Origin of the sequence: Endozoicomonas sp. OPT23 (assembly GCF_009653635.1) — a bacterium.
Taxonomy (GTDB): domain Bacteria; phylum Pseudomonadota; class Gammaproteobacteria; order Pseudomonadales; family Endozoicomonadaceae; genus Endozoicomonas_A.
Genome location: NZ_PPFD01000005.1, coordinates 89,145 through 102,773, shown reverse-complemented (window position 1 = coordinate 102,773; position 13,629 = coordinate 89,145). Strand labels below are relative to the sequence as shown.

Annotated in this window: 13 protein-coding genes; 2 read left to right on the top strand and 11 right to left on the bottom strand. The window is 48.2% G+C overall.

What is annotated here, in order from left to right:
- Positions 1 to 27: 27 nt before the first annotated feature.
- The 11 genes from tssH to EOPP23_RS12075 form a co-directional block, all read right to left on the bottom strand.
- Positions 28 to 2,655 (bottom strand): type VI secretion system ATPase TssH, encoded by a 2,628-nt coding sequence (gene tssH, locus EOPP23_RS12125; protein WP_153766258.1) that lies wholly within the window; start codon positions 2,653 to 2,655, stop codon positions 28 to 30.
- On the bottom strand, positions 2,642 to 3,655 hold the full coding sequence (locus tag EOPP23_RS12120) for a type VI secretion system baseplate subunit TssG (protein ID WP_153766257.1): 1,014 nt from the start codon (positions 3,653 to 3,655) through the stop codon (positions 2,642 to 2,644). Before EOPP23_RS12120 ends, tssH begins: the two co-directional genes overlap by 14 nt.
- Entirely contained in the window at positions 3,619 to 5,409 is a 1,791-nt protein-coding gene (tssF, locus tag EOPP23_RS12115; protein WP_153766256.1) for a type VI secretion system baseplate subunit TssF, read from the bottom strand. The genes EOPP23_RS12120 and tssF overlap by 37 nt, the downstream gene beginning before the upstream one ends.
- The gene (tssE, locus tag EOPP23_RS12110) at positions 5,402 to 5,842 is read right to left on the bottom strand and encodes a type VI secretion system baseplate subunit TssE (protein ID WP_153766255.1); all 441 of its coding nucleotides are present in this window, start codon (positions 5,840 to 5,842) and stop codon (positions 5,402 to 5,404) included. Before tssE ends, tssF begins: the two co-directional genes overlap by 8 nt.
- Positions 5,843 to 5,858: 16 nt before the next feature.
- The gene (locus EOPP23_RS12105; protein WP_153766254.1) at positions 5,859 to 7,145 is read right to left on the bottom strand and encodes a type VI secretion system contractile sheath domain-containing protein; all 1,287 of its coding nucleotides are present in this window, start codon (positions 7,143 to 7,145) and stop codon (positions 5,859 to 5,861) included.
- A gap of 10 nt (positions 7,146 to 7,155) precedes the next feature.
- A complete protein-coding gene (gene tssC, locus EOPP23_RS12100; protein WP_153766253.1) occupies positions 7,156 to 8,634 on the bottom strand; it encodes a type VI secretion system contractile sheath large subunit in 1,479 nt (492 codons plus the stop codon).
- Positions 8,631 to 9,146, bottom strand: coding sequence for a type VI secretion system contractile sheath small subunit (gene tssB, locus EOPP23_RS12095; protein WP_153766252.1), 516 nt, complete (start codon positions 9,144 to 9,146; stop codon positions 8,631 to 8,633). Before tssB ends, tssC begins: the two co-directional genes overlap by 4 nt.
- A gap of 13 nt (positions 9,147 to 9,159) precedes the next feature.
- Positions 9,160 to 9,696 carry a type VI secretion system tube protein Hcp gene (locus tag EOPP23_RS12090; RefSeq protein ID WP_153766251.1) on the bottom strand — a complete coding sequence of 179 codons (537 nt, stop codon included), beginning with the start codon at positions 9,694 to 9,696 and terminating at the stop codon, positions 9,160 to 9,162.
- A gap of 63 nt (positions 9,697 to 9,759) precedes the next feature.
- A complete protein-coding gene (locus EOPP23_RS12085) occupies positions 9,760 to 11,202 on the bottom strand; it encodes an ImpA family type VI secretion system protein (RefSeq protein WP_153766250.1) in 1,443 nt (480 codons plus the stop codon).
- Between the two features lie 170 nt (positions 11,203 to 11,372).
- Positions 11,373 to 12,242: a hypothetical protein gene (locus tag EOPP23_RS12080; RefSeq protein WP_153766249.1), complete on the bottom strand. Its 870-nt coding sequence runs from the start codon at positions 12,240 to 12,242 to the stop codon at positions 11,373 to 11,375.
- Entirely contained in the window at positions 12,235 to 12,450 is a 216-nt protein-coding gene (locus EOPP23_RS12075) for a hypothetical protein (RefSeq protein ID WP_153766248.1), read from the bottom strand. Before EOPP23_RS12075 ends, EOPP23_RS12080 begins: the two co-directional genes overlap by 8 nt.
- 357 nt (positions 12,451 to 12,807) lie before the next feature.
- Between EOPP23_RS12075 and rplU the strand changes: the two genes are divergently transcribed.
- Both rplU and rpmA read left to right on the top strand, forming a co-directional pair.
- Entirely contained in the window at positions 12,808 to 13,119 is a 312-nt protein-coding gene (gene rplU / locus EOPP23_RS12070; protein ID WP_153766247.1) for a 50S ribosomal protein L21, read from the top strand.
- A gap of 130 nt (positions 13,120 to 13,249) precedes the next feature.
- Positions 13,250 to 13,507, top strand: a complete 258-nt coding sequence (gene rpmA, locus EOPP23_RS12065; RefSeq protein ID WP_153766246.1) for a 50S ribosomal protein L27 — start codon at positions 13,250 to 13,252, stop codon at positions 13,505 to 13,507.
- The last annotated feature ends 122 nt before the right edge of the window (positions 13,508 to 13,629 follow it).

The following is a 13,629-nucleotide window of genomic DNA, read 5'->3' as shown; positions in this document are numbered from 1 at the left end:
TCAGGCCTGCTGCCGGGTTGAAGAGATTCAGGACTCTGGCTGGTTCAAATGATAGACAATTTTTTCATTCTCCAGAGATACGTGAACGGATTGTACTTTTTCATCTCGAGCCATTAGAGCAAGGCATTCAGCAGCCAGCTGAGGCATCAGGTTTCGATTGATTAGCTGTTCTATTGCCCTGGCACCTGTCTGAGGTGACTGATTCCAGGCAACCAGTTGTTTTACCACGTCATCATCAACAGTGAAGCTGGCAGCATAGCGTTCTTTAAGGTTCTTTCTGATTCGATTCATGGACAGCCGACAGATTTTTTCCATGTCGTCGTCAGCCAGAGGAAGGTAAGGCACTACAGACAAACGACCAATAAATGCCGGTTTAAAATAGTGAAGCAGGGCGTCATTAACGGAAGGCATAATTGCTTTCATTTCAGGTATTTCGCCTGACACATCCAGAGATTGCTCTACTTGTTCACAGATAGTGTTGTCGGCTGCATTGGTGGTCATGATGATAATAGTCTGTCGAAAGTCGACTTCCCGGCCTTCACTGTCTGATATACGACCTTTATCAAATATCTGATAGAAAATATCGTGGACGCCAGGGTGCGCCTTTTCCATTTCGTCCAGCAGTAGGACGGAATAGGGGCTTCTCCGAACCGCTTCGGTCAATACCCCGCCTTCGCCGTAACCCACATAGCCTGCAGGTGCTCCCAGTAGCATAGATACCTTATGCTCTTCCTTAAACTCGGTCATATTAATAACAGTAAGGTTGTGCTCGCCGCCATAAAGTTGATCGGCAATGGCTAACCCTGTTTCTGTTTTACCGACACCGGAAGGGCCGCACATCAGGAAAACTCCGGTAGGTCTTCTGGGGTCTGACAATCCCGCACGACCAATGCGAATACTTTTGCAGATTTCTGATATGGCCTGGTTCTGACCAATAACGCGCTGCTGGAGGCTTTCCTCAAGGTTCAGCAGGCGCTGAATATCATCCCGGAGCATTTTTCCGGCAGGAATACCGGTCCATTCAGCGACTACCGCGGCAACTGCATTAATATCAACTCTGGCCAGTACTAAAGGCTTTTCACCCTGTAACTCTGCCAGTTGTAGTTGTAAGTCAGAGAGCTCCGCTGATTGTTTAGCTGATAGTTCCTGTGAAACGGTTTCATCCGTTTTGGACAGTTGTTGATCAATGGCGTGTTCGAGTTCGAAAACTCTTTTCGCCAGAGCCTGCTCTTTTTGCCAATGCTGCTGAAGCTCTTCCAGTTCTTTCAGATTGCTTTGCTGCTGATGAAGCAATTCTTCAATCTGTTCACTGAGTTCAGTGCCTATGGCCTGGTCCCGCTGCAACTCGGTAATTTCTGCTGTCAGAAAGCGGTCTTTTTCCTGAAGTTGTTCCAGTGCAGCGGGTGTCGTGTTGTGAGACAGACTGACCCGTGAACAGGCGGTATCCAGCAAGCTGATTGCTTTATCTGGAAGTTGTCGTTCAGGCAGGTAGCGAATAGAGAGTTTTACGGCATTAATTACCGCATTATCATGAACTCTGACCCCATGATGGCTCTCCAGCGAGCGGGCGACCATACGGGTCATTTGAACAGCCGTTGTTTCATCCGGTTCAGCGACTTTAACGGGTTGAAAACGGCGAGTAAGAGCTGCGTCTTTCTCAAAGAACTTTTTGTATTCTGCCCATGTAGTTGCGGCGAGGGTTTTCAGTTCACCTCTGGCCAGAGCGGGTTTTAACAAGTTGGCAGCATCGTTCTGGCCTGCGGCACCGCCGGTGCCTACTAATGTGTGAGCTTCATCAATAAACAGAATAATCGGATGAGGTGACTGCTTAACCTCGTTCATTACATCTTTCAGGCGGTTTTCAAATTCGCCTTTAATACTGGCACCTGCCTGCAGTAGTCCCAGGTCAAGGTTGTGAAGTTCAACACCTTTAAGATTTTCGGGAACATTACCGTCAATGATTTTCTGAGCCAGCCCTTCTACTACAGCTGTTTTACCCACTCCGGCATCACCCACCAGAATGGGGTTGTTCTGCCTTCTTCGGCATAAAATATCTATAATTTGTCGTATTTCACTGTCACGGCCAACAATATCGCAGGGCATGTTTCTGGCCTGCTCGGTCATATTATTGCTGTACTTGTCGAGTGCGGATTTTCCTGTAGATTGTCCGCGAGGCAGGGGGTGAGCCGATGATTCCTGACCTTCAGCAATAGCTTTCAGCTTCTCACGAGACAGTTGTTTAAGTTCTACCGCTGTTGGGGTGTCGAGCAGGTTAAAACTGTCCTTTTCCAGCAGTGCCAGAATCAGGTCGCAGGGCGTCATGGTGGCTTTTTGAAAATTCACCGATGTCAGTAGCCAGGTATCCTGAACCAGTGAGACAGTATCCGGCGCTAACGACGGTGTTTGCTCATAGCCTTTACCCAGCCGCTGCAGACGGTTTTCAATATCGGAAATAATGGCTTGAGCATTGACTCCCTGGCTGTTGATCAGTTGCTGCATCTCATGCCCGGGTTCTCTGAACAATTGTAACAACCAGTGGTCAATTTCAATCGCTTTGTGTTTTCGGCTGACACATAGAGCTGCCGCAGATTCGAGCGCTGAACGCAGTTCTGGAGACAGGCGATCGATCAGTGTTTTCAGATCAAGCTGCTGCATTGCTAGAGACCTCCGGCATATTCAAAATCAGGTTCTGGTCAGGCCTGAGCTCAGGACAAAGGCAACTGAATCGATTGAGGCAGGCTGTATGAGATGAAGACTTTGCTGACAGTACGGGAGGCTTCAGAAAACGCCGAGGGATTTTTAATGTTATGCAGACCCAACTGCTGCCGGAGAAGTAAATACTGCAGACTTCCCTAATGGCAGGTATCAGCCCCTGATCACTGAAAAAATCTTCAAAGTCCTGCAGGCTGTGTATCTCGATCTGCAGGTTTGCACGGGCACAGGGAAGGTAACAGCTTTGGCCCAGTAAAGCGGAATTTCCAAGGTAGCCTATATTATGCCCTTTACCTTTGTTCTTGCTTCTAAGACGTGTCGGACAGTCTTCAGCCAACATCATTCGTTCCACTGCAGGGCAAACTGGATGAACATCAACACCAAAATAGTCGCTTAATGTTATGGCCAGCTTTTCCATGGAGGTAGATTTTCTTCCTAACATAGCCGCGTACTTAAGGATGTTTTCAGGCGGAGACTGCTGAAGCTGGTTTAATTCAGGCAGACCAGCCAGTGTCAGCAGAGTACCTGCCAGGCTGTCCCCCCGGCGATAGCGTTCTTCATAGCGAATGCCAAGTCGGGTTCGTTGACTCATCTGGCTGGTCAGTTCCAGAATTCGCTGATTCATTAGGTCAAGAGTGTCGTGCAGACCACTGTTATCGAGATTAACTCGCTGATGCTGTTCTACGTCCTGATAGTAATAAGGCAGAGTGCTGTAGTACCCCGTCATGGCGGTTTTTGTGGAGGCTATCTGCCAGCCATCATGGCTGAGTTTACTGGCAGTAATCTCACTGACAGGAAATTGGTAGGAAGGGTCGCTGGTAAAGCGAACCGGTAGGTGGCTTTGACCTATAACCCGACAGGCCTGGTCAAACTGCCAGCGCCAGGGTGTAATGATCAGGCTGTCAATCAACGATTGGTCTGATTGCCATGACGGCGTGAACATCGGTAATACTCCCCAGGGCGACCTTCCAGTTGAAAGATCAGCTGAATAAAGCTTTGAAAGCCTGCCAGTTGACCAGCAAGAAAATCCAGCATGTGAATAAGCAGCATGATGGAACTGTTTTCCAGTTTGCCTTCATGAAGGGTTACAGTGACTTCGTTACCCCATGAATAGCACTGGTGATTCATAATTTGCAGACAGGCAACTTTTGGCTTTGAATACATGGATTTGATAGCATTGAGCCAGGCTGAACTGATGGGGTTTGCACGAAAATCATAGAGTTCGAGCACTGACCTTAGAGAAGCACTGGTGTCTTCCGGCAGAAGTATTGTGCTGAAATTTTTACTGAGATGAGCCAGAAGGTTCAGGCGATCTCTAATGTTATAACTTCTGTAGGCAGGAGCAGTTGGTCTTGATAAAAGCTGTATCTTCCCCGGCAGGTTCAGGTTATCCAGACACTCTATTTCGGGATCATTTGACAGTTTTAAAACCTGACTGCCATTGTGACAGGACAGCAGGGGTGAAATGACCCGGGTCTGGTTTTTCTGAAGATCAAGCTCAGGATAAACAAGTGATATACGACTTCTGTCATTTTCTTCATGGTCGGCAGGATGATATTGCCAGAAGCAGTGATGATTAGGCTCATTGTGTCTCAGACCAAACAGGCTGGGAATAATGAAGGGCTCTTCATCGGTAATATCCAGAATACGTTCAACGGTTTGAACTTCTATCTGATTCGGAGACTGGCTGTCTGGAATCAGTGGGTAATCCAGCTGGCAATGGTCAATAACGACAGGCTCTCCAAGTTGTTCAAACAGATTGATAACAGGTGCACAGCCCAGCATGGGCTGAACAAATTCCATGGTATGGGCGGCTGATTCATTCACATTTTTCAAAAAAAACAACAGTGAGAGTTTATTGCCACTGAATTCACTGAAGCACTCACTTAGCCCTTCGATTCTGAAACCATAAAAAAGCTCGGGCCAGGCCAGCATTTCCAGAATTACCTGGTTATCAAGAAACGTGGAGTTTTGCTGTGTCAGCATTCGCTCTTCCTGACGGAATCCCAACGGCTGAATATTATCCAGTGACAGTTCACACTCTCTGCCCTCATCATCAAGCAAGATCACTTTTATTGTGTCTTTGAACAGGTAGTCGTAAATCGCACCGTGATTTTTCAGTAGTCCCTGTAAGTGAATATGCAAGTCGTTAAAGCTTGCCAGTGAGTCAAAGCTCCGTGAGTGGTCAAGCAACTGCAGGTCGAGTTTGATGGCGCCATTGCTGTCTTCTGGAATATTACGGGTGGGCAAATCAAATGGACTCATGATGATGGCGCTGGCGACAATATCGAAGGGACAGAGCTGCAGTTCGGCTGTGGTATGAAACTGGCAGTACTGTTCTTCGTCAATATGCATTCTTAACCGTGTTCCGTAGGGAACGGTGGCCACTTCAGCTTGATTCGGAGAAGGTCGCACGCGAATCAGGCTGGCCGACGGCAAGGGTTGCAGAGCAAGAGGAAAAAGTACTTGCAGCAGATTGTTGGAAATCTGGGTAGATTCTTCAGCCAGTTGTCTGGACATCCGCGCATTGCACAAGGCAAAGGCGTCCACCAGTCTGAGCATATGGGGGTCGTCAATGCCGTCACGCCTCACGCCAAGACGTTTGGCCAGAGTAGGGTGTTCACTGGCAAAGTGTTCAACCCGGTTGCGGAGGAAGTCAAGCTCTCTCTCATACCAGGGCAGTAGAGTTTCAGGCAAGCTTGCTTTCCTCTATTTCAAAATGGAATGACGTCAGGCTGATGGAGGTATCAAAAACGACAGGTGTCGACTCTTCATCGTTTTCGCCCACCAGAGAGCCTTCGATGCGGAAGTATAGGCAATTATCCCGATGTTGTGCCTGAGCCCGTTCAACAACAACGCTGTGTAACCTGGGTTCAAATTTCTCCAGTAGTTCCACAATGTCTCTGCAGATACGATTACCCTGATAGATATTCCTGCTCATGCTCCAGTCAGCCAGACCATGTTCATAAAGCGATGAACCGCTCTCAGGGTAGACGTCTTTGACATGACCAATGAACCTTCGAGACTCCAGCAGAACCTTGATGTTGCGGCTGATCGAGCGTTTTAGATCGGCTCTGTTATTGCCTGTTTCTGGAATCAGCAACAATTTTTCCAGGAGGTCACTGCTCATGATGCTGGCCCCCGTTTCATAGATCGATACTCTTGATTTCACTGGAGTCAGTCTTCAGAACCAGGCTGGTTCGAATAAAATCGAACTGATATTGAGGCTGAAGCTCAACTTCACACTGGTAGATACCCAGTGATTTATTGCCGCGAATGCGTGCTCTGGATTTTCTCAGCGGGTAACTGGCCAATACCTCATCACTGCCCTGATCAACATCGGAGGTGTATTCCTGAAGCCAGATGTTCAATTGCCGTTCACAGGTTTCAGCACTATCGTAACTACCGATGTTTTCACGAATGAGGAGTTTCAGGTAATGGCCAAAGCGACAGCCGATCAATGTCGTCTGTAGCATACTGATGACCTTTAGGTCATCCCGGCCGGCCGGTGGGTTGTAGATAGAACGATTATTAAAAAATGCCAGGTGATGATCGAGATAACAGGTCTCAAGAGGTATAAAGCCCTGCTCACTGAAGAATTCACCCAGACGGTCGGTGATTTTAACTCTGGCCACCAGGGATGGATCGTGGGTTTTATTGACCAGCGCTCCACCTCTTTCTGCAACACGAAGAAACCCGAACCAGTGTATACGGTTGAATTCGCAGATAATGTTCCCAGCCAAGGCAAATGCACTGCCTCCCCAAAGGTAGTGGCTATCAGGTTTTTCAATAGGAACTTCATCAAATCGAATGCCGCTGTAGCAGGCTTTCCAGGGAGATCGAACCAGGAACTGAGGAAGTGCGAGCCCCAGAAAACGACTTGAGGGCAATGTTCTTAGGCGTCTCCAGTCATTAAAGTCTTCGCTGGCCAGAATACGACTGATACGTTCCGGATTACTCCAGACTTCAAGGTCATCAGTAAAAAGGAAGTCAGGGGCGGCAGAAGTAAGCACCGGACATAATGTTTCTTGCCCAAGTTCGGACAGAAGTTGCAGAGTGTAGATTTCATCATGAACAGAAAAGTGTGCCTGACTGAAACTGACGTAATGCTCGAACACGAGCAGGCCAAAGGGATGTCCCCCCAGCGTATTGAGTTCCTGCTGATTGGTCAGGCGATAGAGCAGGGAAGACTGAAAGCGATTACTCAGGTTGAGATCATCAGCGACTTCTTCCCAGTTCATGTCCAGTATCTTAATCAGGGCTGAAGCCGGATTAAGATTTCTGTTCACAAGGTGTGAAAGCCCACGCCACAGAGACTCAAGAGATTTAAATGAGGGGTGCTGAATAATGGCGGACAGCTGGAGGCAGACCATTTCATCAATGGCTGCTACCAGCTTTTGAACCGTTGCTTCAGCCCGGTATGGGTTTCTCATGATGTCAGGTTTAACCGGGTATATTCGCGACCATTCTTAATGATGTAGTCAATTCTTCCATCTGCAACCATGGCCGTAACCAGGCGACAGCGGAATAGCATCCTGGCCTGCCAGCCTGTTCCTGAACCATGATCTTTGCTTCCCTCAATGGTGTTTTGGCTCTGGCTTCATTACCGACGGCATTAGGGTTGGTGTAGAGGCTAATCCAGGTGCTCAGATCTTTCTGAACATCATTGGGGTCCATAGCGGAACCAATTTTGTCCCGCCCCATGACCTTGAGATAGTGCGCAATTCTTGAGCTGGCCATGATATAGGGCAGTCGAGCTGAGATGGCGGCGTTGGCTGTTGCATCGGGGTCGGTATATTCTTTCGGTCGCTGGAGTGTTTGTGCCCCCATAAAGACTCCGAAGTTGGAGTTCTTGTAATGAACCAGCGGCAGGAAACCAAGATCAGAAAGCTCTTTTTCACGCTCATCGGTCAGGTTGATTTCTGTCGGACACTGCTGAGCGAGATCTCCCGCTTGAGTTTTATAGGTAAAGTTAGGCAGGTTCTCGACTTTACCGCCGTTCTCCAGTCCACGGATAGCGGTGCACCAGCCTGATGCCGTATAGGCGTTGTGCATTAAAAGGCCCATATCGAAAGAGGCATTGCTCCAGGTAAAACTGTTATTGCCCTCTGGAGGGCGGCGTTCTCCATCGGAGGCTGCAGGGAACTCTTCGAAATCAAAGGTCTTGATGCCTGTACCGCTTTTGCCATAGGGCATTCTGGACAGTGTTTTCGGCATGGTCAGAGTGACATAGCGGGAATCATCACTGTCTCGAAAAGCATTCCAGCTGGCATAAGCCGGTGAACTGAAGCCGGGCGCGACAGGTTTGCCTTCGTTAAGGGTTTCAAAGGTTGGAATTCCCAGGGATTCCGGAGCAGCCGCTGCAATAAAGGGAGTGTGTGACGCTGCCGCCACTTCACCGATATAACGAAGCAGTGCAACATCTTCGTCACTGTGGGTAAAGGTGAAATCACCCAGCATGACACCATAAGGTTCACCGCCAGCAGTACCAAATTCATGCTGGTAGACCATATTAAACAAACGACTGCGGTCAACAGCCGGTGCGTCTTCAAACTGCTCCATTAATTCATCGCGGTTTATATCCAGAACCCTGACTTTCAGTTGAGGGCCCAGTTCACTGTTGCGAATCAACTTGTTTAAGCCAAGCCAGGAACCTTCCAGTTTCTGAAACTTATCCTGATGCAGTATTTCTGCCAGTTGTTCAGACAGTTTGCCATCCAGTGCGGTGACTGCCTGCTCAATAGTACTGGTCAGGTTTTTGCTCCAGCTTACTGTTCCCGACATGGCTTGCTGTGTCAGGTTGGCCAGTAATTCTTTGGTCGTATCAGGCGGTACTTGAGCGGTTGCCTCTATCGCCCTGTCCAGAAAACTGAGTTCAGAGGCTTCGCCTTCAGCAGCAGCCTCCTTTTGGGCTTCACTCATTCGTCTTTACCTTCTTCAGTCTGAACACCCAGCTCATCAGAGAGACCTGAGAGAGCCTCTGTATTTTGCAGAACTTCCTTGAGCAGCTTTTCCAGATCTCGTGAGCGATCAGCCTGAGCCAGGAGCTCACGGAGCTGGTTACGAATTTTCAGCAATTCCTTGAGTGGCTCGATCTGCTGAACCAGGTTGGCAGGCTCAAAATCCCTGATGGAATTGAACTTCAGGTCAACGGCAAACTCACTGTCGTCTTCAGCCAGTTTGTTATCCACCTTGAGTTTCAATTCAGGTCCGATGGTGCTCATCACGGTGTCAAAATTATCCTTATCGATGTCGATGAACTTACGGAAATCAACCTCATCCTTATCGGATTCAGGTTTGTCACCGGAGAACTCACCAATCACACCTGTGACAAAGGGCAGCTCCCGTTTTTCAACGGCACCATTGGTTTCAACATCGTAGGTGATGCTGACGCGGTTTTTGCTGACGCGCTTATGCTGAGTGTTCAGGGCCATACGTCTTCAGCCTTTACTTATTGGAATGTGATTCGGCCTTACCGGTAGGCAGGTCATAGGTGACATCACCACCTGGCTCGAGCTTGCCGCCTTCTTCCTCGTTCCAGTGTTTCACTTTCACTTTGCTGTAGGCGACAGCCAGCGTTTCGAACGGGGTTGCACCATCAGAAGCGCTCAGACTGTAGTTAACAATGCGGGCATGGGTCAGTTGTATCTGCAGATACACTTGCGCACCTTCACCGGAACGGTCGGGTTTGGTCACGATAATATCGACCACATCGCCTTCATCGCCGGGAACATAGAGATGAGAAAGAATGTTTTCCGAGGCGCCATCCAGTTCCTTGCTGACCGTCACTTCATTCATGGCCACCATGCCCGAATCCCTGTTCATGCCATTACCAATATCCATGGTGACTGAGCGGGTGGCTCCCCAGCTGAATGATCGAATGGCAAACCAGCCTTTTTCACCGACATTATCACCACCTGTATAGGCTGAGGTGGCATCACCCTTGCTCTGGGATTCACCCAGTTTCATATACATATTGGCCATAGCTTTCAGTCCTCTGGGCTTAAGCTGATTCTGTGAAGCCAGAAAGCAGCTTTGAAAAACGATTTAGCTCAAATCATTGAGGTTATGAATGCCCATGCCTCCTTGAGAGGAGGGCATGGTCGATGAAACGGATTGCTCATTTACTCTTTTTTTTTGAGATATATTTTGTTCGGGTGCGCTCTTTTCAGGAGCAGGATCAACGCTTAGAGGCTCCTGACTGGCAGTTTCTATCTGGATTGAACTTTCAGACTCTTTTTGATTCAGGTTTGCATCGGGTGTTGCTAGTTGCTTCTGTAAAGACTGGTTTGACAGAGGAGCTGTACTGACTACGTGAGCTGGCAAGGGTGTTTTGTCAGATTCGTCCATTCCTGTCAGCTCTTTAATTCTGCCCATCAGATTGTCATTTCCCAGCAGCAGCTCATTCATCAATTGTGGTAAAGGGGTATAGCCCCAGCGAATGGCTTTTTCCAGAATATACGGCACTGGACTTTGTGGTTCGGTGCGTTGAAAAAAATCAGATAACATGCGTATTTGCTGAAAGGCCTGATCACGGGTGAAACCGGCGCGATCCATGACTATGTTGTGCTGGTCGAACTGAGCTGGTTCTTTCTGTGAAATTTCTTCCTGCTCTGGTTTCGGTTCGGCCTGAGGCTTAGATTGTTCATTCATCAAGCTGGTTTGTTTGTGTAAGTCGGGGGGCCAGGGTGTGATCATCCCGTCAGACAGGTCTTTCAATGCCTGTAGATTGGCATCCAGCTGTTTGCGAAGAAACTGGCTGGTGGGTACATGGACGCCAGCATCTGTAAAGAGTCTTTTGAGTGTGGCATCAAGGCTGTCCAGAGCATCCTGAACGGCCAGAATGTCGTTGATTCGAGCAACTATGTCCGACTTTTCTGAAGGCAGTGACGAGGTGACCTGCTGTTTTAAGTCATGGAGGCTGCTTTTGCTTCTCTGGTAATTAGCAAAATCAATATCGGCGACCAATGGCAACATGCAGAGAGGAGGAACCAGAGGGCAACTGTCTTCTGACTCGCCAAGCAGACGCTGTATAGCTTTATATTGATGGTTAGCTCGTTCATATGCGGTATCGTCTGTTTTGCACTTTTCATCGGGCAGGTAAGGCTGAACCTTCGGCCAGAAACTGTTTAAAGACTGGTCGGTCAGCTGAATGATACTGGCAAGCTGTGCGTAAGGCTGACTGGAAAACAGGCTAGCCATGGCAAGCCAAGCCATGCATTCAAGGTCGCGTGAGTGTTGTTTCAGGCAATCAAGCAGGAGTTCTTCGAGGCTCTGCCAGTTTTCCTGATTGGCCTGCCTGAGCTCATCCAGTTCATTATCTTCTGGGTTCATGGCCAGCTTGTGGAAGCTGGTCTGAGCAATGTTGTAAGCGTTTCTCAGCGGTCTGAACAGAGCCCTGTTGCCTTTGATGAACTCTCCGGCAGGATGCTCCTCTGACAGCGGTACAAGAAAAGAATCAAGTTCTTCTTCAGTGAGTGGAGCCTGCATGACATACCGCAAACGCTGTTGGAAATGACTTCAGGGTAGTCATGCTTTTTTAGCTTTGCCAACAAGAGTTTTCAATTAAGCAGCCTCTTATAGTGATAAACATAAGAAAGCGTCTATTAAATACTGAAAGATAAAAACCGTCGTGCAAACGTATAAGTTGTGTACAAGAATTAGCCGGCTTCTATGGAGGTGATGCCGTAGATTTTTTGCAATTGCAGCTCGGGCTGGAAGCCCCGATACATTCTTGCGGAACAAAAGCCCGACAATGTACCTCCAAGTTGCTCTGCCAGTAATAAAGCCTGCTCATTATTTTCGGGAATATCACAGTAGGTTTTCTGACCATTGGTAGTCGAAAGCAAGGCAAGCAGAAGGTCTTGAGCGATATCAGGTGTATTGGCAAACAAAGGTCCGATTTTAAAACCTTCCATGCAGGGTCTTATCATACCGTACCCCATAATTTCCTGATTTATTCGATAGCAGAAACCCGTCGCATCAGTTTGAGTAAGCCAGGCTTTAAGGTAGGTTTTACGACGACAGGGGAACAGCTGATTGTTTCGTTCGTAATCCAGAAGCTCTATTAAAGTGATCTCTTTAAGATCACAAATTGCGTTGGGCTGAGGTTTCGGGACGATTTGGGTGAACATGTAACGGGGGGTTCGATGAGCCAGCCTGAAACCGATATGACGATAGTTGTCGTATTGCTCCATAACACCATCAAGACCAATATTACGATAGCCAGCCATTTGTAAACGATGCCGGTTCAGTGTTATGCCCAGCTCCAGTTGGCGAAACTCCTTTTGCCGAAACTCCGGTTGAATAATATAGAGACCAAAGAAGGCAAACTTATAGCTGTGATTAAAAACCGATGCCATTCCTGCCAGTTGTTCCCCTTTCCAGATCCCCAGCCAACCGGCATGGGCGGCTCGAAGTAAAGTATCAACATCCTGAATGCCTGGGTTCCAGCCTTCAGTTTCTATCCAGTCCGCCAGCTGTTGAGAGTTGTCTGCAGACAATGGCTTGATGATCAGGTTTCTATGCATGAGAAAACTCGGCGTGGGAAGGTCGTGTTTCAGGAGTGCATTGAGCAGCCATGTCACGTTCTGCTCTTTTTTCGTAATTCAGTACCAGGTTAATGACCAGCCGGACATTATCTGGCCATTGGAAGAATGGCGGCTTACCACCGTAACCCTGCCAGTTTCGAGGGTGGTAGCAAAGGTTTTCAGGGCTTTCCGAAGAGGGTTTGGTCATCAATACCGGAACAGCTGGTAAAGAACACAGGCAAAGGATAGACAAAACGGCTTGCCACGGCGGTTGCAATTCCTTAAAATTTGCGCCCCTGTCTTGGAATCTGACTGAGAATCCACGGTAGCAGTCCATTTTGTCATGTTATGGGACTCTTGTTTTAACAGAAATGTTTCGACAAAAGTCTGCCATAGCTTATGCGGCGCTGCCTGCTGTTGCTTCACCGTAAAGGTGGTGCAACCGATGATCAGATAGACGTAGATAGATTAGAAAATTCCGGTATTGAGTACCCTCGACATTTCAGTCAGGATCTCGCCGGATGCCTTTGACAAAAAGGCTATTACAGGATTTTCGGAGATTAATATGTACGCAGTTATCAAAACTGGCGGCAAGCAGTACCGTGTTGCTGAAGGCACTACCCTGAAGGTAGAAAAACTGGACGTAGCTGCAGGCGAGAGCCTGGACATCAGCGATGTTCTGCTGATTGCTAACGGCGAAGACTTGAAAGTAGGTGCTCCTCTTATCGAAGGCGCCAAGGTTACTGTTGAAGTAGTCGCTCACGGTCGTGGTCCAAAGATCAAGATCATCAAGTTCAAGCGTCGTAAGCACCACCGTAAGCAGATGGGCCACCGTCAGTGGTTCACTGAGCTGAAAATCACCAGCATCGCTGGCTAATGACGTTGTTACCTTCGGGTGACACGCATTTTGATAAGCTGATGGGTCCGAAAGGATTCATTTAATTTTACTAAAAGTCAGGTTTCTGGTGTGGTAGCCGGTTACAGGACTGAGATAAAAGGATAGCAGCATGGCTCACAAAAAAGCTGGTGGTTCTACTCGTAACGGTCGCGATTCAGAAAGTAAACGTCTTGGCGTCAAGCGCTTCGGCGGTCAAGCTGTACTGGCTGGCAATATTCTGGTTCGTCAGCGCGGCACCAAGTTCCACGCTGGTGAGAACGTTGGCATGGGCAAGGATCACACCCTGTTCGCCAAAGCTGAAGGCAAAGTCGTTTTTGAGGTTAAAGGTCCTCAGAAGCGTAAGTACATTCGCATCGAAGTTGCGTAATGACTGCTGCCGGATCAGCATGATCTGAAAAGATTATCTGGTCTACTTGAGAGCCCCGCTATTTTGGCGGGGCTTTCTTGTATATGCTTTGCCTATTTTTAAAAGCGGTTTGTGAAAGCTGC